At 60.9% G+C, this 25263-nt stretch carries 24 protein-coding genes; 19 read left to right on the top strand and 5 right to left on the bottom strand.

The features are described from left to right. Positions 1 to 2: 2 nt before the first annotated feature. The 9 genes from JWQ61_RS13495 (at position 3) to JWQ61_RS13455 (ending at position 8249) form a co-directional block, all read left to right on the top strand. Positions 3 to 542, top strand: coding sequence for a F0F1 ATP synthase subunit delta (locus JWQ61_RS13495; RefSeq protein WP_014008366.1), 540 nt, complete (start codon positions 3 to 5; stop codon positions 540 to 542). Between the two features lie 56 nt (positions 543 to 598). Beyond that, positions 599 to 2140 carry a F0F1 ATP synthase subunit alpha gene (gene atpA / locus JWQ61_RS13490; RefSeq protein WP_304360977.1) on the top strand — a complete coding sequence of 514 codons (1542 nt, stop codon included), beginning with the start codon at positions 599 to 601 and terminating at the stop codon, positions 2138 to 2140. A 17-nt stretch (positions 2141 to 2157) separates the two neighbouring features. Continuing rightward, positions 2158 to 3030, top strand: a complete 873-nt coding sequence (gene atpG / locus JWQ61_RS13485) for a F0F1 ATP synthase subunit gamma (RefSeq protein ID WP_014008364.1) — start codon at positions 2158 to 2160, stop codon at positions 3028 to 3030. 49 nt (positions 3031 to 3079) lie between these two features. Beyond that, positions 3080 to 4480, top strand: a complete 1401-nt coding sequence (atpD, locus tag JWQ61_RS13480) for a F0F1 ATP synthase subunit beta (protein ID WP_014008363.1) — start codon at positions 3080 to 3082, stop codon at positions 4478 to 4480. 80 nt (positions 4481 to 4560) lie between these two features. Next, positions 4561 to 4986, top strand: a complete 426-nt coding sequence (locus JWQ61_RS13475; RefSeq protein ID WP_041743818.1) for a F0F1 ATP synthase subunit epsilon — start codon at positions 4561 to 4563, stop codon at positions 4984 to 4986. Positions 4987 to 5178: 192 nt separating this feature from the next. Next, on the top strand, positions 5179 to 5949 hold the full coding sequence (locus tag JWQ61_RS13470; protein WP_304360976.1) for a basic amino acid ABC transporter substrate-binding protein: 771 nt from the start codon (positions 5179 to 5181) through the stop codon (positions 5947 to 5949). A 100-nt stretch (positions 5950 to 6049) separates the two neighbouring features. Then, positions 6050 to 6490: a CoA-binding protein gene (locus JWQ61_RS13465; RefSeq protein WP_304360975.1), complete on the top strand. Its 441-nt coding sequence runs from the start codon at positions 6050 to 6052 to the stop codon at positions 6488 to 6490. A gap of 41 nt (positions 6491 to 6531) precedes the next feature. Then, entirely contained in the window at positions 6532 to 7338 is an 807-nt protein-coding gene (locus JWQ61_RS13460) for a polyphosphate kinase 2 family protein (RefSeq protein ID WP_304360974.1), read from the top strand. 95 nt (positions 7339 to 7433) lie between these two features. Then, entirely contained in the window at positions 7434 to 8249 is an 816-nt protein-coding gene (locus JWQ61_RS13455; protein ID WP_304360973.1) for an SGNH/GDSL hydrolase family protein, read from the top strand. Between the two features lie 33 nt (positions 8250 to 8282). Here JWQ61_RS13455 and JWQ61_RS13450 read toward each other — a convergent pair whose 3' ends face one another. Together JWQ61_RS13450 and JWQ61_RS13445 are read right to left on the bottom strand one after the other, a co-directional pair. Next, positions 8283 to 9050, bottom strand: a complete 768-nt coding sequence (locus tag JWQ61_RS13450; protein ID WP_304360972.1) for a transporter substrate-binding domain-containing protein — start codon at positions 9048 to 9050, stop codon at positions 8283 to 8285. A 20-nt stretch (positions 9051 to 9070) separates the two neighbouring features. Beyond that, positions 9071 to 10570 (bottom strand): PLP-dependent aminotransferase family protein, encoded by a 1500-nt coding sequence (locus JWQ61_RS13445; RefSeq protein WP_369684900.1) that lies wholly within the window; start codon positions 10568 to 10570, stop codon positions 9071 to 9073. A gap of 107 nt (positions 10571 to 10677) precedes the next feature. On the opposite strand from JWQ61_RS13445, the gene gabT reads away from it, so the two are divergent. The 8 genes from gabT to JWQ61_RS13405 all read left to right on the top strand — a co-directional run bounded on the left by gabT (position 10678) and on the right by JWQ61_RS13405 (position 20231). Further along, complete coding sequence (gene gabT / locus JWQ61_RS13440; RefSeq protein ID WP_304360971.1) at positions 10678 to 12006, top strand: 4-aminobutyrate--2-oxoglutarate transaminase; 1329 nt, start codon at positions 10678 to 10680, stop codon at positions 12004 to 12006. Between the two features lie 46 nt (positions 12007 to 12052). Next, complete coding sequence (locus tag JWQ61_RS13435) at positions 12053 to 13174, top strand: ABC transporter ATP-binding protein (RefSeq protein ID WP_304360984.1); 1122 nt, start codon at positions 12053 to 12055, stop codon at positions 13172 to 13174. Positions 13175 to 13233: 59 nt separating this feature from the next. Continuing rightward, complete coding sequence (locus tag JWQ61_RS13430; RefSeq protein ID WP_304360970.1) at positions 13234 to 14274, top strand: ABC transporter substrate-binding protein; 1041 nt, start codon at positions 13234 to 13236, stop codon at positions 14272 to 14274. An 83-nt stretch (positions 14275 to 14357) separates the two neighbouring features. Beyond that, positions 14358 to 15647 carry an ABC transporter permease gene (locus JWQ61_RS13425; protein ID WP_304360969.1) on the top strand — a complete coding sequence of 430 codons (1290 nt, stop codon included), beginning with the start codon at positions 14358 to 14360 and terminating at the stop codon, positions 15645 to 15647. A gap of 4 nt (positions 15648 to 15651) precedes the next feature. After that, entirely contained in the window at positions 15652 to 16485 is an 834-nt protein-coding gene (locus tag JWQ61_RS13420; protein WP_304360968.1) for an ABC transporter permease, read from the top strand. A 78-nt stretch (positions 16486 to 16563) separates the two neighbouring features. Beyond that, entirely contained in the window at positions 16564 to 18018 is a 1455-nt protein-coding gene (gabD, locus tag JWQ61_RS13415) for an NADP-dependent succinate-semialdehyde dehydrogenase (RefSeq protein WP_304360967.1), read from the top strand. Positions 18019 to 18112: 94 nt separating this feature from the next. Next, entirely contained in the window at positions 18113 to 18859 is a 747-nt protein-coding gene (locus JWQ61_RS13410; RefSeq protein ID WP_304360966.1) for an OmpA family protein, read from the top strand. A 202-nt stretch (positions 18860 to 19061) separates the two neighbouring features. Further along, a complete protein-coding gene (locus JWQ61_RS13405; RefSeq protein ID WP_304360983.1) occupies positions 19062 to 20231 on the top strand; it encodes an MFS transporter in 1170 nt (389 codons plus the stop codon). Positions 20232 to 20241: 10 nt separating this feature from the next. Here the strand turns inward: JWQ61_RS13405 and JWQ61_RS13400 are convergent, their stop codons facing one another. Then, a complete protein-coding gene (locus JWQ61_RS13400; RefSeq protein ID WP_304360965.1) occupies positions 20242 to 21198 on the bottom strand; it encodes a phytanoyl-CoA dioxygenase family protein in 957 nt (318 codons plus the stop codon). Between the two features lie 137 nt (positions 21199 to 21335). Here JWQ61_RS13400 and JWQ61_RS13395 point away from each other — a divergent pair, with 137 nt between their 5' ends. After that, on the top strand, positions 21336 to 22190 hold the full coding sequence (locus tag JWQ61_RS13395; protein ID WP_304360964.1) for an AraC family transcriptional regulator: 855 nt from the start codon (positions 21336 to 21338) through the stop codon (positions 22188 to 22190). A gap of 49 nt (positions 22191 to 22239) precedes the next feature. Here the strand turns inward: JWQ61_RS13395 and JWQ61_RS13390 are convergent, their stop codons facing one another. After that, positions 22240 to 23127, bottom strand: a complete 888-nt coding sequence (locus tag JWQ61_RS13390; protein ID WP_304360963.1) for a LysR family transcriptional regulator — start codon at positions 23125 to 23127, stop codon at positions 22240 to 22242. A 117-nt stretch (positions 23128 to 23244) separates the two neighbouring features. Here JWQ61_RS13390 and JWQ61_RS13385 point away from each other — a divergent pair, with 117 nt between their 5' ends. Beyond that, a complete protein-coding gene (locus JWQ61_RS13385) occupies positions 23245 to 24831 on the top strand; it encodes an amidohydrolase (RefSeq protein ID WP_304360962.1) in 1587 nt (528 codons plus the stop codon). Between the two features lie 9 nt (positions 24832 to 24840). Here JWQ61_RS13385 and JWQ61_RS13380 read toward each other — a convergent pair. Further along, the coding region (locus tag JWQ61_RS13380) for an arginase family protein (RefSeq protein ID WP_304360961.1) at positions 24841 to 25263 on the bottom strand (423 nt) is incomplete at its 5' end.

The following is a 25263-nucleotide window of genomic DNA, read 5'->3' as shown; positions in this document are numbered from 1 at the left end:
TCATGGCTGAACTTGCAACGATTGCTCGTCCTTATGCAGAAGCGCTGTTCCGTGTAGCCAAGTCGCAAGACCTGGCTGCGTGGGCGAATCTGGTTGCCGAAATGGGCCAGGTAGCGGTCCATTCCGATGTCAAGGCGCTGGCCCACAATCCGGCCGTCTCGCAGCAGCAGGTCGCGGATACGTTCCTGGCGCTGTTGAAGTCGCCGCAGGCAGCCAACGCCGAAGCCAAGAACTTCGTCGCGACGCTGGTTGACAACGGCCGCCTGGTCGCCTTGCCGGAAATCGCAGAGCAATTTCAAGTGCTGAAGAATGCACAAGAAGGCGCTGCCGATGCCGAGATCACCAGTGCTTTTGAAATGACCGAAGCGCAAGTGAAAGATCTGATCGCAACACTGGAAAAGAAGTTCGGCCGCAAGCTGAACCCATCGGTAACTGTGGATAACTCGCTGATCGGCGGCGTACGCGTAGTAGTCGGCGACGAAGTGTTCGACACCTCGGTACGCGCCAAGCTGCAAGAGCTGCATGCGGCTTTGGCTGCCTGAGACCCCTGCGTATTTACGTAACTGCGTGAGCAACGAGAAAAATTTTAGGAGTTTATATGCAACTCAACGCGTCTGAAATCAGCGAACTGATCAAGAGCCGGATTCAAGGCCTTGGCGATACTGCTGAAATTCGCAATCAAGGCACGGTTATTTCCGTGTCCGACGGTATCTGCCGTATCCATGGTCTGTCTGACGTGATGCAAGGTGAGATGCTGGAATTCCCGGGCAATACCTTCGGCCTCGCGCTGAATCTCGAGCGCGACTCGGTCGGCGCCGTTATCCTGGGCGACTTCGAACACATTTCCGAAGGCGATACAGTCAAATGTACCGGCCGTATCCTGGAAGTGCCTATCGGTCCGGAACTGCGCGGCCGTGTAGTGAATGCACTGGGCCAGCCCATCGACGGCAAGGGTCCGGTCAACACCAAGCTGACAGCGCCGATTGAAAAAATCGCGCCAGGCGTTATTGCCCGTCAATCCGTTTCGCAGCCAATGCAGACCGGCATCAAGTCGATTGACTCGATGGTGCCGATCGGCCGCGGCCAGCGCGAACTGATCATCGGCGACCGCCAGACCGGCAAGACCGCTGTTGCGATCGATGCGATCATCAATCAAAAGGGCCAGGACGTGACATGTATCTATGTCGCCATCGGTCAAAAAGCATCGTCGATCAAGAACATCGTGCGCTCGCTGGAAGCACACGGCGCCATGGAATACACCATCGTGGTTGCTGCATCGGCTTCCGAGTCGGCTGCGATGCAATACCTGTCGGCCTACTCCGGCTGCGCAATGGGCGAATATTTCCGTGACCGCGGTGAAGATGCGCTGATCGTGTATGACGATCTGTCCAAGCAAGCTGTTGCATACCGTCAGGTATCGCTGCTGCTGCGCCGCCCACCAGGCCGTGAAGCTTATCCTGGCGACGTGTTCTACCTCCACAGCCGTTTGCTGGAACGCGCAGCACGCGTGAACGAAAAGTACGTCGAAGATTTCACCAAGGGTGCAGTCAAGGGCAAGACTGGTTCGCTGACTGCTTTGCCGATCATCGAAACCCAGGCTGGCGACGTTTCCGCCTTCGTTCCGACCAACGTGATTTCGATTACCGACGGTCAGATCTTCCTGGAAACTTCGTTGTTCAACGCCGGTATCCGTCCTGCGATCAACGCTGGTATCTCGGTATCGCGCGTTGGTGGCGCTGCTCAGACCAAAGTCATCAAGAACCTGTCCGGCGGTATCCGTACCGACTTGGCGCAGTATCGTGAACTGGCTGCGTTTGCGCAGTTTGCTTCCGATCTCGACGAAGCGACCCGCAAGCAGCTGGACCGCGGCGCCCGCGTTACCGAACTGCTGAAGCAAGCGCAATACTCGCCGTTGTCGATCTCGCTGATGGCTGTGACTTTGTTCGCGGTCAACAAGGGCTTCCTGGACAGCATCGAAGTCAAGCAGGTACTGCCGTTCGAAAGCGGCCTGCACAACTTCATGAAGACCAGCCACGCGCCTTTGCTGCAAAAGATCGAAGAAACCAAGCAACTCGACAAAGATGGTGAAGCTGCATTGTCTACCGCCGTTGCTGATTTCAAAAAATCGTTCGTGGCTTAATTTAACTGGAGCACGGAATGGCTACAGGTAAAGAGATACGCAGCAAGATCAAGAGCGTAGAAAATACGAAGAAGATCACCAAGGCGATGGAAATGGTCGCTGCATCCAAAATGCGCAAGGCGCAGGACCGGATGCGTGCGGCACGTCCCTACAGTGACAAGATTCGTAATATCGCTTCTAACTTGTCGCAAGCCAATCCAGAGTACACGCACCCGTTCATGGTGAAGCAGGACAACTCCAAGAACGTTGGTTTCATCGTTGTAACGACCGACAAAGGTCTGTGCGGCGGCATGAACACCAACTCCTTGCGTTTGCTGACCGCGAAACTGCGTGAGCTGGAAGGACAAGGCAACAAGGTTCAGGCAGTAGCGATCGGCAACAAGGGTCTGGGTTTTCTCAACCGGATCGGCGCCAAGGTCGTTGCGCATGCCGTGCAACTGGGCGATACGCCGCATCTGGACAAGCTGATCGGGCCAGTCAAAGTGCTGCTCGACGCTTACCAGGAAGGTCGCCTGGACGCGGTTTATCTGGTGTACACCAAGTTCATCAACACGATGAAGCAAGAGCCGATGCTGCAGCAGTTGCTGCCGCTGTCGAGCGATCGTCTTGAGGCCGATAAAGAAGGTTCGCATTCCTGGGACTACATTTACGAGCCGGATGTGCAAAGCGTCATCGATGAATTGCTGGTGCGTTACGTGGAAGCGCTGATTTATCAGGCTGTCGCAGAAAACATGGCGTCCGAGCAATCGGCGCGCATGGTGGCGATGAAGTCGGCCAGCGACAACGCGGGTAACGTGATCGGCGAACTGAAACTGGTCTACAACAAGACGCGTCAGGCAGCGATCACCAAGGAATTGTCCGAGATCGTCGCCGGTGCTGCTGCGGTGTAACGCAAACTGCGTTTAACAGAAATTTATTTTATATATTGAAGGAACGAAAATGGCTGATGGCAAAATCGTTCAGTGTATCGGCGCTGTGGTGGACGTTGAGTTTCCCCGTGACGCGATGCCTAAGATTTACGATGCCTTGAAGATGGATGGCTCGGAACTGACGCTGGAAGTACAACAACAGCTGGGCGACGGCGTAGTCCGTACCATTGCGCTGGGTACATCCGACGGTTTGCGCCGCGGCATGACAATCAAGAACACAGGCCAGCCAATCATGGTGCCGACCGGTAAAGCAACACTGGGCCGCATCATGGACGTGCTGGGCAACCCGATCGACGAATGCGGTCCGGTAAGCCACGAAACCACTGCCTCGATCCACCGCAAAGCTCCTGCCTACGACGAACTGTCGCCATCGCAGGAATTGCTGGAAACCGGCATCAAGGTGATCGACCTGGTTTGCCCGTTCGCCAAGGGCGGTAAAGTTGGTCTGTTCGGCGGCGCGGGTGTGGGCAAGACCGTGAACATGATGGAACTGATCAACAACATCGCCAAGGCGCACAGCGGCTTGTCGGTGTTTGCCGGTGTCGGTGAACGTACTCGTGAAGGTAACGACTTCTATCACGAAATGGCTGACGCTAAAGTGGTCGATCTGGAAAATCCGGAAAAATCCAAAGTGGCGATGGTCTACGGCCAGATGAATGAACCGCCAGGTAACCGTCTGCGCGTTGCGCTGACCGGCCTGACGATCGCTGAAGGCTTCCGTGACGAAGGTAAAGACGTGCTGTTCTTCGTCGATAACATCTACCGTTACACACTGGCCGGTACGGAAGTTTCCGCGCTGCTGGGCCGTATGCCTTCCGCCGTGGGTTACCAGCCTACGCTGGCTTCGGAAATGGGCCAGCTGCAAGAACGTATTACATCGACAAAAACCGGTTCGATCACATCGATCCAGGCCGTCTACGTTCCTGCGGATGACTTGACCGACCCGTCGCCTGCAACCACGTTTGCTCACTTGGATTCCACCGTTGTGCTGTCGCGTGACATCGCTTCGCTCGGTATCTACCCAGCGGTTGATCCACTCGATTCGACTTCGCGTCAGCTGGATCCGCAAGTGGTCGGCCAGGAGCATTACGAAACCGCCCGTGCCGTGCAAGGTATCCTGCAACGCTACAAGGAATTGCGCGACATTATCGCGATTCTGGGTATGGACGAACTGGCTCCGGAAGACAAGCTGCTGGTTGCGCGTGCACGTAAGATGCAGCGTTTCCTGTCGCAGCCTTTCCACGTTGCTGAAGTGTTTACCGGTTCGCCAGGTAAATACGTTTCGCTGAAGGACACGATCAAGGGCTTCAAGATGATCGCCAGCGGCGAACTCGATCACCTGCCGGAACAAGCGTTCTACATGGTCGGCACGATCGAAGAAGCAATCGAAAAGGCCAAGAAGATCGGCTAACCGGCAAGCGCCGGAGTTGCCGCAGCTGAGCGGCTCCTGCGCTTCCCGTTAGTGACTTCATGGACAACAAAGGGTTTAAGATGGCAAACACTATTCACGTAGACGTTGTTTCCGCGGAAGAGATGATCTTCTCCGGCGAAGCCGAATTCGTCGCGTTGCCGGGCGAGTCGGGCGAGCTGGGGATTTATCCTCGTCACACCCCGCTGATCACGCGCATCAAGCCGGGCGCGGTACGGATCAAGGTGGCAGGCCAGGCGCAGGACGAGTTCGTGTTCGTTGCCGGCGGTTTGCTGGAAGTGCAGCCGAACCACGTTACCGTTCTGGCTGACACTGCGATCCGCGGCGCCGACCTGGACGAAGCGAAGGCTAGCGAAGCCAAGCGCCGCGCTGAAGAAGCGCTGACCAACAAGGAATCCCTGATCGATTACGCAAAAGCACAGTCCGAGTTGTCGGCAGCGATTGCGCAATTGGCGGCGATTGCAAAATTGCGTCAAAAAGGACGCTGATCCGGCAGCTAATCGCCAGTTCGCACCAGTTCGGATGGCAACAAGAAAAAGCAGCTTCGGCTGCTTTTTTGTTGTCCGGCCTCACAATCTTTATCATTTGTCATCCTGCTTTTTAATGACGCCACCGGGGTCTTCCACTAAGATGGCTTAAAAGTGCGGGCATCTGCTGCCTGTAAAAATGGAGAAGACAAAATGAAAATCCGGCTGCTGCATTTCCTGACCGTCGCCTTGCTGGCAATCGGCCTGTGCGCCTGCGAAAAACCTGCCAACACCGCGCCTACGCCCAAGGTTTACCGGGTCGGCATGAATGCCGCGTTCGCCCCGTTCGGCTCGGTAGACACCAGCGGCAAGATCGTCGGTTTCGATGTCGACATCATGCAGGCGGTGGCAGACCAGGCGGGCATCAAGATTGTCTGGGTGAATACGCCGTGGGAAGGGATTTTCTCCACCCTGGCCAACGCCGACATCGACATCATCGCTTCCGGCGTCACGATTACCGACGAACGCAAGCAAAGCATGCTCTTCTCCGATCCGTATTTCGAGGCCAAGCAGGTCATCCTGGTGTCGCCGGGTAAAAACATCGGCAGCCCGGACGATTTGAAACAGGCGCACCGGGTCGGCGTCACCGCCGGTACCAGCGCCGACACCATCATGCAGAAAATGCTTGGTAAAACCAGCAATGCGCTGGTGCGTTTCGAAAGCTTGCCGCTGCTGCTGAAGGAAGTGGACAACGGCGGCGTGGATGCGGCCGTGGGCGATAATGGCGCGGTGGCGAACCACCTGAAATTCAACAAGGACAAGGGTTTCAAGCTGATCGAAAGCGACAAGTTTGAAAAAGAATATTACGGTATCGCGGTGCGGCCGGCGGATACCGACCTGCTGGCAAAGATCAACGGCGCGTTGAAAACCTTGCACAGCAACGGCAGCTACGACAAGATATACGCTACTTACTTCGCCAAGTAGCGCATGGCTGGGGTGGCTGGCAGAAAATCAGGTTCTCGCGGTAAGATCATGCAAAGTGCACGAGGATTTCCCTTAGGCTGACAAGACGATTTCCCTACCCATGCCAAACACATCCGCTCCCGTACCCAACGCCGCCAATCCGATCATCGCCATCGTCGGCCTGTCCACCAAACCGGACCGGCCGAGCTACGGCGTAGCCCGCTACATGCAGGAACGCGGTTACCGCATCATCCCGGTCAATCCGATGCACGTCGGCGCCCAGATCCTGGGCGAGCCCTGCTACGCCAACCTGTTCGACGCCGCCAAGGCGCTGGCGGCGGACAAGCAGAAAATCGATATCGTCGATTGTTTCCGCAAGGCGGAAGACATCCCTCCTGTCGTCGGCGAGGCGATCATGATCGACGCCCGCTGCGTCTGGATGCAGCTCGGCATCGTCAACGAAGCCGCGGCCGCCAAGGCACGCGCTAATGGCATCCAGGTGGAGATGGATAGCTGCATCAAGATCGAGCATGCGCTGGGCAACCTGCACGGCATCCTGTAGCCCGCAGCCGCAATACCTTCCCAAGGTCATCGGAGAAAGCAATGAAAGCATGCAAGCAGTTCCGCGCCGGCAAGCAGATCAAGATCAAGGATGCCGACGCCGAGCAGAAGCCGCTGTCCAGCGGCGACAAGATCAAGGACCGGGAGCAGGTAGCCGCGCTGGCGGCGGAAATCGCCGTGCTGCAGGAAATGCTGTATGCCGGCCAGCAGCACAAGGTGCTGGTGGTGTTGCAGGGCACCGACACCAGCGGCAAGGACGGCACCGTAAAAGGGGTGTTCAACCTGATCAATCCGCAGGGTATCCAGATTGCCAACTTCAAGGCGCCCAGCACCATCGAGCGCGCCCACGATTACCTGTGGCGGGTGCACCAGCAGGTGCCGCAGCAGGGCGAGATCGTGGTCTTCAACCGCAGCCATTATGAAGACGTGCTGATCACCCGCGTGCACGACTGGATCGACGACGCCGAATGCGAGCGCCGCTACGCCCAGATCCGCGATTTCGAAAGAATGCTGGCCGAAACCGGCACCACCATCATCAAGTGCCTGTTGCATATCTCCAAAGACGAGCAGCGCAACCGCCTGCAGGAACGCATCGACGATCCGGCCAAACACTGGAAATTCGACATGCAGGACCTGGAAGAGCGTAAAAGCTGGGATAAATACCAGGCATTGTTCGGCAAGGCGATCCAGGCGACCGATGCCGACCACGCGCCCTGGTATGTGATCCCGGCCAATTCCAAGACCCACCGCAACCTGGCGATCGCCAGCATCCTGCTGGAAACCCTGGCCGACCTGAAACTGAAGCCGCCGCCGGCCAAGCCAGAGTTAAAAGGCTTGAAGATAGAGTGAATTTAAGGACAGTAACCACTATAATTGTTTGCCGTTGAGCAAAATCATATAAACAGTTTGATCTGTGACGATAGCAAAAATCAAGGAGACATGACGTGCGCCGCTGGTTGCCGGAACTGATCGCATTACCGCTCTTGCCATGGCTGCTGATACAAGGCCGTCGCACGCGCCGCATCACGCCACGCCTGCCGGAAGCGATGGGACCGACCATCGGCCAGGCCCAGATCGCCGGCAGCACGGAGCCGCCGCAGCGGCCGCTGGCCTTGCTGACTATCGGCGAGTCGCCGGTAGCCGGGGTCGGCGTCGCCACCCATTACGAAGCGATTACCGGCCAGTTTGCCGCGGCGCTGGCGATGCGCCTGCAGCGAACCGTGACCTGGCAGGCGGTCGGCGAAAACGGCGCCACCCTGAGCGATGCCGTCAAGACCATGCTGCCGCAGGTGGCGTCGCAAAAAGTGGATATCGTGCTGATCGCTTTCGGCGTCAACGACACCACCGCCTTCCGCTCCTGCCGCCGCTACCGGGCCGAGCTGCTGCAACTGATGCGCGACTTGCAGTCGCACCTGGACCCGCGCCTGATCGTGATATCCGGGATTCCGCCGATCCATGCCTTTCCGGCGCTGCCGGAACCCCTGCGTTACGTGCTGGGCCTGAAAGCCAAGGCGCTGGATGAAACGGTGGAGCAGCTGATTGCCGAACTGCCGGCCGACCTCGGCCACTTGCGGGTGACGCGGGTGCCTATCCTGATCGACATCAACGACCGCGCCCTGATGGCGTCCGACGGCTACCATCCGTCGGCCAGCGGCGTCTCCCTGTGGGCGCGCCAGCTGGCGACGGCCGTCGCCGCCCATCTGAAATCGATCAAGAAGAGCAAGCTTGCCGCGCAGCAGGCGGCCAGCAAGCAGGGCTGATCTGGCCACTTACCTTGCAGCTTAGTTAACAGCTTACTTGAGCCACTGGTTGACCACCCGGTCATAGTCGCCGGTCGCCTTCAGCTGGTGCATCCAGGTATCGACGAACTCCTTGAACGGCACATCGCCGCGCGGCAGCATGAACGCCTTTTCCGAGAACTGCAGCGGCTGGTCCGGACGGATCGAGCATAGCTGCGGATGCAGCTTGGCCTGCCACAGGGTTTCGCTGGCGTCGGTCACCATCACATCGGCTTTGCCCTGCACGATCTGGTCGAAGATGGTGACGTTGTCCGGGTGCAGGATCAACTGCGCCTGCTTGTAGCTGGCGCGGGCGAAACGCTCGTTGGTGCCGCCCGGGTTGACGATGGCGCGCGTGGACGGCTGGTCGATCGCCGCCAGCGACTGGAATTTTGCAGCATCGGCGCAACGCGCAATCGCGGCTTTGCCATCCACCATGTGCGGGGCCGAAAACGATACCTTCTTTTGCCGTTCCAGCGTCACCGATACGCCGCCCATGGCGATATCGCACTTCTCCAGGAAATCGCCGGTCAGGTTGGTCCAGCTGGTTTTGACGAAGCGCGCTTCGACCCCGAGCGCCTTGGCCAGCGAGCGCGCCAGGTCGACATCGATGCCTTCGAAACTGTTGTCGCTCTTGAAAAACGTAAACGGCTTGTAATCGCCGGTCATGCACACCCGCAGGTTGCCCGATTTGACGACTTCGTCCAGCCGCGACGGCGCGCTCTGGGCCGAGGCCGAGGCGGCTGCCGCGGTTAGCGCCAGTGTGACAATAAGCTTCTTCATGCAATCTCCTTGGCTAAAAATCATTTCCAGTGGGCTTTTATAATCGCCGCCAGCTTGTCGAAAGCCGGCGCTATCTGCTCATTCGGCACGCAGGCATAACCCAGCAGCAAGCCCTGGTGCCTGGCGCCGGCGTTCATGAAATAACGCGACAGCGGCCGCGCCACGATGCCTTCGGCGCGCGCCGCGCGGCTGATGGCGAGGTCGTCGCATTGCTCCGGCAGGCCCAGCGCCAGGTGCAGGCCGGCTTCGCCGCCGGTGAGCGTGATGCGGTCGCCGAAATGGCGTTCGATCGCGGCTTGCAGCAAGTGCAGGCGTTCGGCATACAGGACCCGCATGCGCCGGATGTGCGAGGCGAAATGGCCTTCGGTCATGAAGTCGGCCATGACCGCCTGCATGAACACCTGGCTGCCGCGGTACAGCTCGGAGACGCCGATCGCAAACGCCGTCGCCAGCGCTTCCGGCACCACCATGAAACCGATGCGCAGGCTGGGAAACATGGTCTTGCTGAAAGTGCCCATGTACAGCACGCGGTCGTCGGTATCCATGCCTTGCAAGGATGCCAGCGGCCGGCTGCCGTAGCGGAATTCGCTGTCGTAGTCGTCTTCGATGATCCAGACCTTGCGGGTTGCCGCGTACTCGAGCAGCATGCGCCGCCGCGACAGGCTCATCACCATGCCCAGCGGATACTGGTGCGACGGCGTGGCGCAGATGAAGCGCGGCGGCTGGCGCAGGTTAGCCAAGCGCATGCGCATGCCTTCGGCGTCGACCGGGATCGCCACCGGTTTGATGCCGAGCGAGTTGAGCACGCTGCGGGTGCCCCAGTAGCACGGGTCTTCGACCCAGGCGCTGTCGCCGTGCTCGCCCAGCAGCTTGACCACGATATCGAGCGACTGGTGGATGCCGGTAGTGATGATCACCTGGTTGGCGGTGCAATTGACCGAGCGTGCGATGCGCAGGTATTCGGCCACTGCTTCGCGCAGCGGCAGGTAGCCGCCGGCGTCGCCATAGGTCAGCAACTCGGCGCGTGAACGGCGCCAGTGCTTGTTTTGCAAGCGGCTCCAGATCTTGTTCGGAAACAGGGTGACGTCCGGCACGCCCGGCATGAAAGGTCCCCATTGCAAATCGCTGACGCCGGCTTGCTGGATCAGCAACGCGCCATGGGCCGACAGTTCCGACTGGCCGCTGGGATCGGTCAGCGGTGGCGTGTTCAGGCGCACTTCGGGAATCTGGTCGGGCGTGGTGTCGGCGATGAAGGTGCCGGAACCGGCGCGGGTTTCCAGGTAGCCTTCGGCGATCAGCTGCTCATAGGCATAGGTCACGGTATTGCGCGATATGGCCAGTTCGCGCGCGAGGTCGCGCGAGGAGGGCAGTTGCCAGCCGGACGGCAGCAGCTGCGACAGGATGGCTTCGCGGATGGCCTGGTAAATCTGCCGGTTGAGCGGCGCCGCGGCGCCCTTGGCCGGTCTGGCGCCACGCTCTATACGCATCAGCAAAAAATCGGTGAGCGAGGCGATGCGCAAAGTGGCTCCATTAGAAAACTGAAAGTGGCACTATATTATAGATCCAGCTCGGCCTTAGTATGCATCAAAGCTTGTACAAAAAACGCATATCGAATCCAGGAGCCAAGATGAAAAACGACGGATATCACGCAGCTGCGGCTGTCGCTGTAGCAAACACCAACACCAACGCCGCACTGCATCAACGGAAAAATGCCGCCACTCCGCGCGGCGTCGGCGTCATGTGCGATTTTTATGCCTCGCACGCGCTCAACGCTGAAATCTGGGATGTCGAAAACCGCCGCTTCATCGACTTTGCCGCCGGCATTGCTGTCCTCAACACCGGCCACCGCCATCCGAAACTGGTGGCGGCGATCCAGGAGCAGCTCGGCAAATTCACCCACACCGCCTACCAGATCGTGCCCTACGCCAGTTATGTCGAACTGGCCGAGCGCATCAACGCCATCACGCCCGGCGACCATGCCAAAAAAACCACTTTCTTCTCGACCGGCGCCGAAGCGGTAGAGAACGCCGTCAAGATCGCCCGCGCCGCCACCGGCCGCAGCGCCGTGATCGCATTCAGTGGCGCGTTCCACGGCCGCACCATGATGGGCATGGCGCTGACCGGCAAAGTGGTGCCGTACAAGGTCGGTTTCGGGCCGTTCCCGGCCGAGGTCTACCACGTGCCGTTCCCGATCGAACTGCATGGCGTCAGCGTGGAACACTCGCTGGCGGCGTTGCAAATGCTGTTCAAGGCCGACGTCGACCCTAAACGCGTCGCCGCCATCATCCTGGAACCGGTGCAAGGCGAGGGCGGTTTCTACGCTGCGCCACCGGCCCTGATGCAGGCGCTGCGGGCCTTGTGCGATGAGCACGGTATCTTGCTGGTGGTGGATGAGGTGCAAACCGGTTTTGCCCGTACCGGCAAGTTGTTCGCAGTGGAACATTCCGGCGTGATCCCGGACCTGATGACGATGGCCAAGAGCCTGGCCGGCGGCATGCCCTTGTCGGCCGTGTGCGGCCGCGCCGAGATCATGGATGCGGCGGCGCCCGGCGGCCTGGGCGGCACCTACGCCGGCAATCCGCTGGCGGTCGCTTCCGCGCTGGCGGTGCTGGACGTGATTGAAGAAGAACAACTGGTGGAGCGCGCCAACTTGCTCGGCGCCAAGCTGAAACAGGTGCTGGAAGGCTTGCGCGCCGAGATCCCGCAGATTGCCGACATCCGCGGCCTGGGGGCGATGGTGGCGGTGGAATTCCTGCAGCCCAGCACGCGCCAGCCGGATGCCGAGTTCACCAAGAAGGTCCAGGCCGAGGCCCTCAAAAACGGCTTGCTGTTGTTGAGCTGCGGGGTCTACAGTAATGCGATCCGCTTCTTGTTTCCGCTGACCATAGAGGATAACTTGATGGATGAGGCGCTCGCCATCCTGAGCGCAGCGATGCGCACCGTTGCCGCGGCTTGAAACTTGTCGGGAGAATGAGTTGAAGCAAGAAAATATCGCCACCCACTTGCCTTTGGTGTCCAAGGAAGTTGCCGACAAGCCAGGTGCGCCGGACATCCTGGTGCAGTTTTCGGGCGTCAAGAAAACCTATGACGGCGAAAACCTGGTCGTCAAGAACCTCAACCTGGATATCCAGCGCGGCGAGTTCCTGACCTTGCTCGGCCCTTCTGGTTCCGGCAAGACCACCTGCCTGATGATGCTGGCCGGCTTCGAATTCCCCACCGGCGGCGAAATCCGCCTGGACGGCCAGCTGCTCAACAAGGTGCCGCCGCATAAACGCAACATCGGCATGGTGTTCCAGAACTACGCGCTGTTCCCGCACATGACGGTGGCGCAGAACGTTGCCTATCCGCTGCGAGTGCGCAACATCAGCGGCAGCGAACGCGCCGACAAGGTCAAGAAAGCGCTGGACATGGTGCAGATGGGCAAGTTCGGCGACCGTTATCCGGCCCAGCTGTCCGGTGGCCAGCAGCAGCGCATCGCGCTGGCGCGGGCGCTGGTGTTCGATCCCAAGCTGGTGCTGATGGACGAGCCGCTGGGCGCGCTCGACAAGCAGCTGCGCGAACACATGCAGCTGGAACTGAAAGCCCTGCACAAGCGGCTCGGCGTGACGTTTGTCTACGTCACCCATGACCAGAGCGAAGCGCTGACCATGTCGGATCGCGTCGCCGTTTTCGACCAGGGCATCATCCAGCAGCTGGCGGTGGTCGACCGTCTCTACGAATATCCCGAAAACCAGTTCGTCGCCGGTTTTATCGGCGACAACAACCGCTTCAACGGTGTGCTGGCGGCCAGCGAAGGCGGCAACGGCACAGTGCGTTTGCCGCACGGCGGCTTGCTGAGCGGCCTCAATGCCAACCAGGCCGAAGTCGGCCGGCAGGTAGTCGCCTGCATCCGGCCGGAACGGATCCACCTGCTGCCGCTGGCCGATGGGCCGCAACAGGCTTTGCGCGTCAGCGTCAGCAGCCTGATCTATTTCGGCGATCATGTCCGGGTGCGTTGCGCAATCCCGCAGCAGGACGACTGCTTCGTCAAGCTTTCCCTGAACGATCCGGCATTGGCCGGGTTATACGAAGGCACAGAGGTTGCATTGGACATAGATCCCAAGCACCTGCGCATTTTCATCTGAAAATTTTCCGCACTTGTTCGTATTTGTTCGCACTTGTTATTAAATCCCGAGGAGACGTGATGAAGTCGATATTCAAACCTGTTTTTACCAGCGTTGTATTGGCGCTGGCCGCAGTAGGCATGGCGCAGGCGGCAGCCCTGACGGTGGTCAATTTCGGCGGCGCCAACGGCGCGGCGCAGAAGGTGGCTTATATCGATCCTTACGCCAAGGCTAGCGGCGACAAGATCACGGTGGTCGAATTCAACGGCGAACTGGCCAAGGTCAAAGCCATGGTCGAAGCCAAGAAAGTCAGCTGGGATGTAGTCGAAGTCGATGCCGGCGATATCGGCCGCGCTTGCGAAGAAGGACTGCTGGAAAAGATCGACTTCAGCAAGATCGGCAACAAGGCCGATTTCAGCCCTGCCGCCATCCATGAATGCGGCGTCGGCGCTTTCGTCTGGTCGACCGTGCTGGCCTACGATGCCGACAAGCTCAAGACCGCGCCGAAGACCTGGGCCGATTTCTGGGACACCAAAAAATTCCCCGGCAAGCGCGCCATGAAGAAGGGCGCTGAATATACGCTGGAATTTGCGCTGATGGCCGACGGCGTGGCGCCGAAAGACGTATACAAACTGCTTGGCGCCAAGGCCGGCGTCTACCGCGCCTTCAAGAAGCTGGACGAACTCAAGCCGAATATTCAGTGGTGGGAAGCCGGCGCCCAGCCGCCGCAATTCCTGGTGGCTGGCGACGTCGTGATGTCGACCGCTTTCAACGGCCGCATCGACGCCGCACAGCGGGAAGGCAAGAACCTGAAGGTGAGCTGGATCGGCAGCATTTACACGCTGGATTTCTGGGTGATTCCAAAGGGCACGCCGAACAAGGCCGACGCCGAAAAGTTCATCGCCTTCGCCAGCAAGCCGGATTCGCAAAAGGCTTACGCCAGCAATATCTCCTATGGCCCGGTGAACAACCAGGCGCTCAAGCTGCTCGATCCGAAAGTGCTGGCTAATTTGCCGACCTCGCCGGGCAACGCCAAAGACGCCTTGCAACTGAGCCTGTCGTTCTGGACCGACCATGGCGAAGAACTGGAGCAGCGTTTCACTGCCTGGGCCGCCAAGTAACAAGACCGGTATGGCCGCAAGCCTTTGCGAATCTGGCTTGCGGCGGTTCTTTGCAATTCACTATTTGGTTCACGCGGAACACCATGACTTCTATTGCATCTGCCGGCATCGGTTCTGCCACGGCGCCGCCCGCACTACCGCAGAATTCACAGCTCAAGCGCGAACTGCGCCAGGCCCAGTTCCGCAAGCGCGCCGCCGCGCTGGCCTTGATCGCGCCGCTGGCGATTTTCCTGCTGCTGACTTTCCTGGTGCCGATCGCCATGCTGCTCAAGCGCGCGGTGGAGAACCCGGAAATCGCTACCACATTGCCGCACACCGTCGCCGCATTGAGCAACTGGGACCGCAAGAGCGCACCGCCCGATGCAGCTTATGCCGGACTGGCCGGCGACCTGTTGCAAGCCAAGGAAAACAGCGCCGCCGGCTCGCTGGCGCGCCGCCTCAATTCGGAAATTTCCGGCGCCCGTTCGATCATCATGAAAACCGCGCGCGCCTTACCTTTGCTGGATGCCGACGGCAAGCCGCTGCCGCCCGCGCAAATCAAGCAGGCGCTGATCGATATCGATGAACAATGGGCCCAGCTGCCTTACTGGCAGGCGATCGCCAAGAACGGCGCGCCGTATTCGCCGTACTACCTGCTGGCGGCGCTGGACCTGAAGCAGGACGCGTTCGGCCATATCGAAAAGGCCGATCCCAGCGCCTCGGTGTACCAGAAGATTTTCGGCCGCACGTTCTGGATGGGGCTGGTCGCTACTCTGGCTTGCCTGGTGCTCGGTTATCCGCTGGCTTACTGGCTGTCGACCATGTCGGAGCGGCGCGCCAACCTGTTCATGATCCTGGTGCTGATCCCGTTCTGGACTTCGATCCTGGTGCGGGTCGCAGCCTGGATCGTATTGCTGCAGTCGGAAGGGCTGGTCAACAAGGCGCTGATGGTGAGCGGCCTGACGCAGGCGCCGCTGGAGCTGCTGTTCAACCGCATCGGCGTGTATATCGCCATGACCCACATCCTGCTGCCGTTCATGATCCTGCCGCTGTACAGCGTGATGAAGGCGATCCCGCCGACCTACCTGCGCGCCGCGGTATCGCTCGGCAGCCATCCGTTCGCCGCGTTCTGGCGCGTGTATGTGCCGCAGACTTATCCGGGCATTGGCGCCGGCGCCTTGCTGGTGTTCATCCTGTCGGTCGGCTACTACATTACGCCGGCGCTGCTGGGCGGGCCGAATGAGCAGATGGTGAGTTATTACATCGCCTATTTCACCAATGTCACGATCAACTGGGGCATGGCTTGCGCGCTGGGGGCATTGCTGTTTGCCGCGACGCTGGTGCTGTATGGCGTGTATCGCCGCTTTACCAAGAACGACGTGGCGATGGGGTGATCAGATGAAAATATTTCCGCAATTTCCTCCCTATGTCTCGCTAGCCGAACGCGCCTGGTTTTTCTTTTCGCGCGGCTTCAACCTGCTGGTGCTGCTGTTTCTGCTGCTGCCGATTCTGGTGATCATTCCGCTGTCGTTCAGCGACAGCACTTTCCTGGTGTATCCGATCCATGGCTTTTCGATGCGCTGGTACCAGAACCTGGTGCAGTCGGAAGAATGGGTCAGCGCCGCCAAAAACAGTTTCATCGTGGCGCCGTTGGCGACCTTGCTGGCGACCGTGCTCGGCACCCTGGCGGCGGTTGGCCTGAACAAGGCGGATTTCCACGGCAAGGGTTTGCTGATGGCGGTGCTGATTTCGCCGATGGTGGTACCGGTGGTGGTGGTCGGCGTCGGCGTTTATCTGTTCTTTGCGCAGATCGGCCTGTCCGACAGTTATACCGGCCTGATCCTGGCCCATGCGGCGCTCGGCGCGCCGTTCGTGGTGACCACGGTGCTGGCGACGCTGCAAGGCTTCAACCAGAACCTGGTGCGCGCCAGCCTCAGCCTGGGCGCCAATCCGCTCTCTACTTTTTTCCGGATTACCCTGCCGGTGATTGCGCCCGGGCTGATTTCCGGCGCCTTGTTCGCCTTCGCCACCTCGTTCGACGATGTAGTGGTAACCTTGTTCGTAGCAGGCCCCGGCCAAGCCACCTTGCCGCGCCAGATGTTTACCGGCATCAAGGAAAACATCAGCCCGACCATCGCCGCGCTAGCCACCATCCTGATCGTGTTTTCCACCTGCCTGCTGCTGGTGCTGGAATGGATACGCGGACGCAACAAGGCGCTCGCCAAATTCTAGCCGCTTGCAGAGCACTGCTTCTCAGCACGCATATCGCAACCTGGTATGCGTGTCTTCAATGTTCATAGGAGTCACCCCATGATGCAATTAAAAGATCCTTCATTGTTCCGTCAGCAAGCCTATGTCAACGGCGAGTGGTGCGGCGCCGACAGCGGCGCCACCCATCCAGTGACCAATCCGGCCACCGGCGAAACCATAGGCAGCGTGCCGCTGATGGGCGTCGCCGAGACCAAGCGCGCGATCGCCGCCGCCGATCAAGCCTGGCGCCAGTGGCGGCGCAAGACCGCCAAGGAACGCAGCATCGTGCTGCGCAAATGGAACGACCTGATGCTGGCCAACCAGGATGACCTGGCGCTGATCATGACCGTCGAACAAGGCAAACCGCTGGCCGAGGCCAAGGGCGAAATCGCCTACGCCGCTTCGTTCATCGAATGGTTTGCGGAAGAGGGCAAGCGCGCCGGCGGCGATACCATTCCCTCGCCATCGCCGGGTTCGCGGATTGTGGTGGTGAAAGAACCGATCGGCGTCTGCGCCGCGATCACGCCGTGGAATTTCCCGGCCGCGATGATCACCCGCAAGGCCGGCCCGGCGCTGGCGGCAGGCTGCACCATGGTGCTCAAGCCGGCCGAATCGACGCCGTTCTCGGCGCTGGCGCTGGCGGTGCTGGCCGAGCGCGCCGGCATTCCCGCCGGCGTGTTCAGCGTGGTCACCGGCTCCGCGCGTGAAATCGGCGCGGAAATGACCAGCAACCCTGTGGTGCGCAAGCTGACGTTTACCGGCTCGACCGGCGTCGGCCGTTTGCTGATGGAACAGTGTGCCGCCACCATCAAGAAACTGTCGCTGGAACTGGGCGGCAACGCGCCGTTCATCGTGTTCGACGACGCCGACCTGGATGCGGCGGTGGAAGGCGCCATGGCTTCCAAATACCGCAACGCCGGCCAGACCTGCGTCTGCGCCAACCGCCTGTATGTGCAAGACGGCATCTACGATGCTTTCGCCGAAAAACTGGTGGCTGCGGTGGCCAAGCTGAAAGTCGGCGACGGCCAGCAAGAAGGCGTCACGCAAGGCCCGCTGATCGACCAGAAGGCAGTCGCCAAGGTTGAACAGCATATCGCCGATGCGGTATCGAAAGGCGCGCGCATCCTGGCCGGCGGCAAGCGTCATGCGCTCGGCCAGAGCTTCTTCGAGCCGACCGTGCTGGCCGACGTCACCGCCGACATGATGGTGGCGCGCGAAGAGACCTTCGGCCCGATGGCGCCCCTGTTTCGCTTCAAGACCGACGACGAAGTGCTGGCGCTGGCCAACGATACCGAATTCGGCCTCGCCAGCTATTTCTACTCGCGCGATATCGGCCGCATCTGGCGCATTGCCGAAGGCCTGGAAAGTGGCATGGTCGGCATCAACACCGGCCTGATCTCGAATGAGGTGGCGCCGTTCGGCGGCGTCAAGCAATCGGGCCTGGGGCGCGAAGGATCGAAATACGGGATCGAGGATTACCAGGTGATCAAGTACTTGTGCATGGGTGGGATCTGATAACAAAACGTTACTAAAATTACATCGTCAGCACGCCTGCCGATGGCCATTGCCGGTTTAATACCCCCCAGTTACTTACTGCGAGGGCAAGGCCATGAAAACCTGTATCGGCAAGATTTTTTTACTCTCCATCGGCGGCGCCGGCATCATCGCCGCCGGCAACACCGCACTTGCGCAACCGGCGCAATATCCGCAATCCCAATATCAGGTGCAAGTCCAGGTTCAGCAAGATCCATCCTGGCGTCCCGACGCCCACGGCCAGGATCACTGGGAGCGTTTCGATGCGCCGCCGCCCCGTTATGAAGCCGTGCCGCCGCCGCCCCGCACCGGTTTCGCCTGGCAAAAGGGTTACTGGGAACGCAGCCATCGTGCGGAGCCGCGCTGGACCAAGGGCTACTGGATTCCGGTCGCTGTGCAGCCGGCGCCGGTGCCAGCGCCGCCGCCAGCCCAGTACGAGCGTCCGAAGATCGAGCGCATCTCGGCCGATGCGCTATTCCGGTTCGACCAAGCCAGCCTGCAGCAAATGCTGCCGCAAGGCCGGGCGCAGCTGGCGGCGCTGGCAAAGCGGCTGGCGCAGAGCCGTTTTGCGAGGATCGAAGTACGCGGTTATACCGACCGCCTGGGCAGCGACAGCTATAACCTGAACCTGTCGATCCGCCGCGCGACGACAGTGAAAGATGTGCTGGTCAGCTACGGCATTCCGGCCGCGCGGATCAAGGCGCTCGGCCTGGGAGCTCAGGAGCCGGTGACCCAATGCAGCGACAACCTGGCCAAGGAAGCCCTGATCCGCTGCCTGTTGCCAAACCGGCGCGTGGAGATTGCAGTTTTTGCCGTGCAATGAGTCCGCGCCGGGGTCGCGGTTTTATCGCAAAAATCCAACACTTTTCCCAGCAGCGGTGGCATTTCTTGCGCAAAATCTGGTAGCGCTAACACAAACAAACCGCCGTTGATATAATGTTGCTTCGCACCATGGCCCCGGTGCGCGCCTCAGACCGCCGCGCTTTCCTGCTGTTCGGCGGTTCCATTTCCGGACGATCATCATGCTGTCTTTACCCCTATTTGCCCTCGCTGTTGCCGCTTTCGGCATCGGTACGACGGAGTTCGTCATCATGGGCTTGCTGCCCGACGTCGCGCGCGACCTGGGGGTGACCATCCCGGCGGCGGGCATGCTGGTGACCGGTTATGCATTGGGCGTGACGATAGGGGCGCCGATCGTGGCCATCGCCACCGCCAATATGCCGCGCCGGACGGCGCTGCTGAGCCTGATCGGCTTGTTCATCATCGGCAATGTGCTGTGCGCCTTGTCACCCAATTATGCGGTGCTGATGCTGGCGCGGGTGGTGACGGCGTTCTGCCACGGCGCGTTTTTCGGCATCGGCTCGGTGGTGGCGGCCGGGCTGGTGGCACCCAACCGGCGCGCGCAGGCGATCGCCCTGATGTTTGCCGGCCTGACCCTGGCCAACGTACTGGGCGTGCCGTTCGGCACCGCCCTCGGCCAGCAGCTGGGCTGGCGCTCAACGTTCTGGGCGGTGACCGTGATCGGGGTGCTGGCGGCAATCGCGCTGGCGCTCTGGCTGCCGAAGAAAATCGAGATGCAAAAGACCAGCCTGCTGCAGGAGTTCGCGGTGCTCAAGGACAAGCAGGTATTGATGGTGCTGGCGATCAGCGCACTGGCTTCGGCCAGCCTGTTTTCGGTATTCACCTACATCACGCCGATCCTGGAAGACGTCACCGGATTGACGCCGCACGCGGTGACGCTGGTGCTGCTGGTGTTTGGCCTGGGCCTGACGGTGGGCAGCGCGCTCGGCGGCAAGCTGGCCGACTGGCGCCTGATGCCGTCGCTGATCGGTTTCCTGGTGGCGCTGGCGATCGTCTTGACGGTATTCACCCTGACCATGCGCACGCCGTTGCCGGCCGTGATCACGATCTTTATCTGGGGCGTGCTGGCGTTTGCGATTGTGCCGCCGCTGCAGGTATTGGTGGTGGAACGCGCCAGCGCTGCGCCTAACCTGGCGTCGACCCTGAACCAGGGCGCTTTCAACCTCGGCAATGCGAGCGGCGCCTGGTTCGGCGGCATGGCGATCAGCGCCGGTTTCCAGCTGACCACCTTGCCTTACGTCGGCGTGGTGGTAGTGGTGGCGGCGCTGGGTTTGACCTTGTGGTCGGCCTCGATCGAACGCAACAACAGCCTGGCGCTGACGCCTAGCGAATAAGCGCCGGGGCTTACCAGGGTTTCTTGCCCAGGATTTTCTCGCCCAGTTCGCTCAGCTGCGCCAAGGGATAACGGGTCTTTTCCCATTCGCGCGGATCGCCGGGAAAGGCATAACTCTCCGGCGGCGTGCGCTGCTCCCAGCTTGTCAGCCGCCAATCCCGCAGTTCTGCTTCCTCTTCGCGCGCCGGCGTGAATGCGATGTACTGCGCCAGCCGCACCTGGTGGGCCGAGGTGTTGGGGCGGATGCCGTGCGCCAGCAGGCTGTTGAAAATCAGCAGGTCGCCCGCCTGCATCGGCACGAACTGCACTTGCCACGGCAGCGATTCCACCTCCGGGCGCCACGGGTTGCGATCCTTGGGCGCGGTCTTGCGCCACTCGGCGAAATGTTTGAACAGCTCGGGAATACATTGGAAACCGCCGCCTTCCGGTGTCGTATCCGATAACGCCAGCACGCCTTGCACATTCACCGGCAGCGGTTCCAGCGAGGTATCGGCGTCCCAGTGGATGAAGCCGCCAAAACGGCGCGCGCCCTGGTTCGGCGTATTCAGGTTGGCGCGATCTATGGTTACCCACAGGTCTTCGCGGTCCCAGATATCGACGAAGGCGTCGACGATGCGCGGCGTCTGGCGGTTGTCCCAGAAGGTCTGGTGGTGATAGGCCTCGACCATGCCGGAACCGTTCAGCTCCTTCATTTCATGGTCGCGCAGCTGGGCCCGGTTCCAGGCTTCCGGCGCATTGCGGTCCAGCTCCTGGAATTCCCACAGGAAGTCAACCGTGCGCTGTACCTGCTCGGCACTGACCGCCTGCTTGACGATGACGTAGCCGTAGGTTTGCCAGTGCTGGAAATCGGCGGCCGACAATACTCGCAGCGGCAGGGTTTTCCGTATGTCGCGCAGCTGCTCCTGGTCGGGGTAGAGCACGGATGGATTGCCGAGGGCTTGCTTGGCGGCGGCGTAAGGCTGGTTCATGAAGGTCTCCGGATGGGTGTTGTCGGCTGGGCTTGGTTTGATTGCAGCTCGATTCTCTGCCTCCGGGCGCCGCCCGATTTCGCCCAACTGCCGCTTATTGGTACTATTCTGATGTAATCATCCATCGGAAGGTCAGAATGCGACCGCAATACGAGCATCTCACCCTGTCTCCCGGCCATTCCTGGCAACTGCTGTGGCGCGAATTGCCGGAGCTGCCGTTTCTCTGGCATTACCATCCGGAGTTCGAGCTGACCCTGACCCTGAACGCGCGCGGTCAGCGTTATGTGGGCGACCACCTGGCCGATTTCACCGACGGCGACCTGATATTGCTGGGGCCGAACCTGCCGCATACCTGGTCGGCCAGCGAACGGATCGCGCCCGGGCAGCAGATGCTGGCGATAGTGGTCTGGTTTTCGCGCGACTGGCTGGTGCAGCTGCAAACCAGCTTGCCGGAACTGGGCGGCTTGCTGCAACTGGGCAAGCGGGCCGACAGGGGATTGCAATTCTCGGCCGCGGCGGCGGCCCGTGTCAGGCCGCTGATGCTGCGCATGGAGAAACTGGGACCGGCGCAGCGCCTGCCGCTGTTGCTGGAACTGCTGTTGCTGCTGGCGCAAGATGAACAGGCGCAGCCGCTGGCCTCGGTGGCTTCTGCTTCGATTGCGGTGGATACCCAGCGCCAGCGCATGGGGCGGGTGCTGGATTACATGCATGCGCATTTCCAGACGGCGCTGCCGGTCGAGCTGCTGGCCGAGCGCGCGGCATTGTCGGTGGGAGCTTTCCACCGCTTCTTCAAGCGCCACACGCAGTTGACCGTGACCGCATACCTGGCCCAGTTGCGCATAGGCAGCGCCTGTCAGCAACTGATCCAGACCGACAAGGCGATAGGCGTGATTGCCCAGGAAGCGGGCTACCGCAACCTGGCCCATTTCAACCGCCAGTTCCGCGCCGCCAAGGGTGTCAGTCCGCGCGAATTCAAGCAGAGATACAGGTAGCAGCTAGTTGTATCAGAGTGCGGGCACTTACTTCACTCCAATAAATCCGTCAGGACGGCACCACCGAGCGGGCCCATTCGAGATCGCCGCTGAGCCAGCGCGCGGCCTCGCTTTGCTGCTCCTGCTTGCTCCAGATCAGGTCGACGCTTTTCAGGAAAGCCGGTTCCTGGTATTCATGCGCCAGGATTTTCAGGCCGTCGCGGACGCCGTTTTCCTGCATCGCATGCAGCGGCAGGAAAGCCCAGCCCATGCCGCGCCTGAGCAGGTCCAGCAGCAATTCCGGGCTTTCGATGCGCCACATGATTTCGCTGTAGCGGCCGAAGATGGAAGCGTCGCCGCCGTCGCGGCTGGACGCCAGCAACTGCCGGTGCTGCGCCAGGTCGCTGTTATGCACCAGCGGCAGGCGGCCCAGTGCGTGTTCCGCGGCGGCGACCGGCACGAATTGCAGCTGGCCCAGCGAACAGGCGTTGAAATCGCTCGGCATGGGATCGACCGTGACTGCAATCGCAATATCCAGCAAACCGCGCCGCATCAGGTCGGTGGCGTCGATGCTGGTGGGGCGGAACAGTTCCAGCTGCAGCTGCGGGAAACGCCGTTCCAGCTCGGCGCACAAGGCATGGCTGCGGGCCAGCGGCAAGGCCTGGTCGATGCCCAGCCGCAAGCGATGGCCGTGGCCGGCGCTCAGGCTGTGCGCCTTGCGTTCCAGGTTGCCGGCCGCGGTCAGCGTCGAACGGGCAAAACCCAGCAGCACGGCGCCGTCGGCGGTCAGGGCCAGGTGGTGTAAATCGCGCTCGAACAAGCGCGTGCCCATGTCCACTTCCAGGTTGGCCAGCGCGGTGCTGACCGTCGATTGCGCCTTGCCCAGGCGGCGCGCCGCCGCCGACAGGCTGCCGCAGTCGGCGATAGTGGCGAATACCAGCAGGTTTTCCAGGGTCATAGAGCAGCCATGAAGCAGGGCGTTATCGACAAAACAGATGACCGTTAATTATGGCATGGCGCGCATCGTGATTAGTATGCATCGGCAGCTACCGCAGCTACTAACCCGGAGACGACCATGACTACCGAAGCAAAACAAAATGCGCTTGACTGGGTGAGCGACAACGCCCGCCAGCTGTCCGACTGGCACCAGACCATCTGGCACTATGCCGAACCGGCTTTCCGCGAATACAAGTCCTGTGCCTGGTATGTCGCCAAACTGCGCGAATACGGCTTCGAGGTCGAAACCGGCAGCGGCGGCATGCCGACCGCCTTTGTCGCCACGTTCAAGAACGGCGACGGCCCCACCATCGCCACCTATGCCGAATACGATGCGGTGCCCGGCAACTGCCAGGCGGCCTCGACCAGGAAAGAACCGCGCGCGGGTTTGTCGAAATACGCGCCGGGCCATACCGATCCTCATTCGGCGCTGGGCATCAGCGCGCTCGGCGGCGCGCTGGCGGCGCAGAACGCCATGCTGAAATTCGGCATCCAGGGCACGCTCAAGGTGTTTGGCGAGCCGGCCGAAAAACTGCGCGCCTCGAAACCGATCCACGCCGCCAAGGGTTATTACGATACGCTCGACGCAGCGGTGAGTTTCCATCCGACCTACATGCTGCCGCTCTGCAACACCACGGTCTGGGACGCCCACTGCGGCGTCGGCTACAACTATATCTACACCTTCACCTGCGATGCGCCGGAAAACTGGATCGCCGCCGACAAGTTCAGCCCGATCCCGCAAAACCACCTGGCCGCGCGCGCGCCCGGCGCCAGCGATGCGCTGGTGCTGTTCTACAATCTCAACGAGAGCCTGCGCCGCTCGATGCTGCCGGCCACCGGCCTGTGGAGTTTCAATGAAGCGATCCTGTGCGCCGGCCAGGCCACCGCCGACAACCTGACGCCGCATGTCTCGCAAATCAATTTCATGCTGCGCACCGATTCCATTGAACAGGCCGAGATCATCAGCCAGGTGATGGACAACAATGCCGATGCCGCGGCCAAGGCGACGTTTTGCGAGTGGAAGAAAACCTGGGTCAGCAAATCGCGCGGCGGTTTGCCGAATCACGTGATGGCGCGCGCCACTTACGACAACATGGTGCTGGCCGGGCCGCCCAGATGGAATGGGGAGGCGATCCGCATCGCGCAGGAAATCCAGCGCAATCTCGGCCACGAGCCGATGGAAAAACCATTCCTGGCGATTACCGAAGAACTGATCGACCCGGAAGACTGCGAGCGCGAGCTGCGCAAGCAAATGCCGGCCTGGCAGAAATACCTGACCTCGGACGATTACACCGACTACACCTGGCATTGCCCGACCGTGCGCCTGTACGTAGCGCGGCCGATGCTGGCCGCGCCGCGCGGTTTCGTGTATCCGGACTGGGTAGCGAATGCGCTGGGCGGAATTCCGGCCACCATCGATCCGATGATCCAGTCCGCCGCCAAGACCATCGCCGCCACCTTGATCGACCTGTTCTCTAATCCGGCGCTGTTGCAGGCTGCCGGCGATGAATTCAGGCAGCGCACCGGTGGCGGCATCGGCGGCAGCGACTGGCAGGCGCCGCTGCTGCCGAAAGATTTCAAGGTGCCGCACCAGTACCGCTGGCCGGAATACATCACGACGGTGCGCGGCGAGGAATGGACCATTCCGTGGCGCGACGATGAATAAGCGTAGTATCTAGCGGCGCGGCACGCCCGGCAGCACGCACAGCATTTCATACGCCAGGTTGGCGCCCAGCAGGGCAGTGGTGCCGACCGGGTCGTAAGGAGGCGATACCTCGACCAGGTCGGCGCCGACGATGTCCAGGCCCCAGGCGCCGCGGATGATTTCCAGCGCCTGCGGCACGGTCAGGCCGGCGATTTCCGGGGTGCCGGTGCCGGGCGCATAGGCCGGGTCGATGCCGTCGATGTCGAAGCTGAGGTAGACCGGGCCGCCGGCCAGGCGGGTCCGCACTTCTTCCATCAGCGGCGCCAGCGATTTGTTCCAGCACTCTTCCACCTGCACCACCTTGAAACCCTGGTCGCGGCACCAGTCGAAATCTTCCGCGGTATAGCCGGTGCCGCGCAAGCCGATCTGCACCACGCGCTGGCAATCCAGCAA

Source organism: Collimonas fungivorans, from assembly GCF_028292705.1.
In the GTDB taxonomy this organism is placed as follows: Bacteria; Pseudomonadota; Gammaproteobacteria; order Burkholderiales; family Burkholderiaceae_D; genus Collimonas; species Collimonas fungivorans_B.
This window is presented reverse-complemented; position numbering and strand designations above follow the sequence as displayed.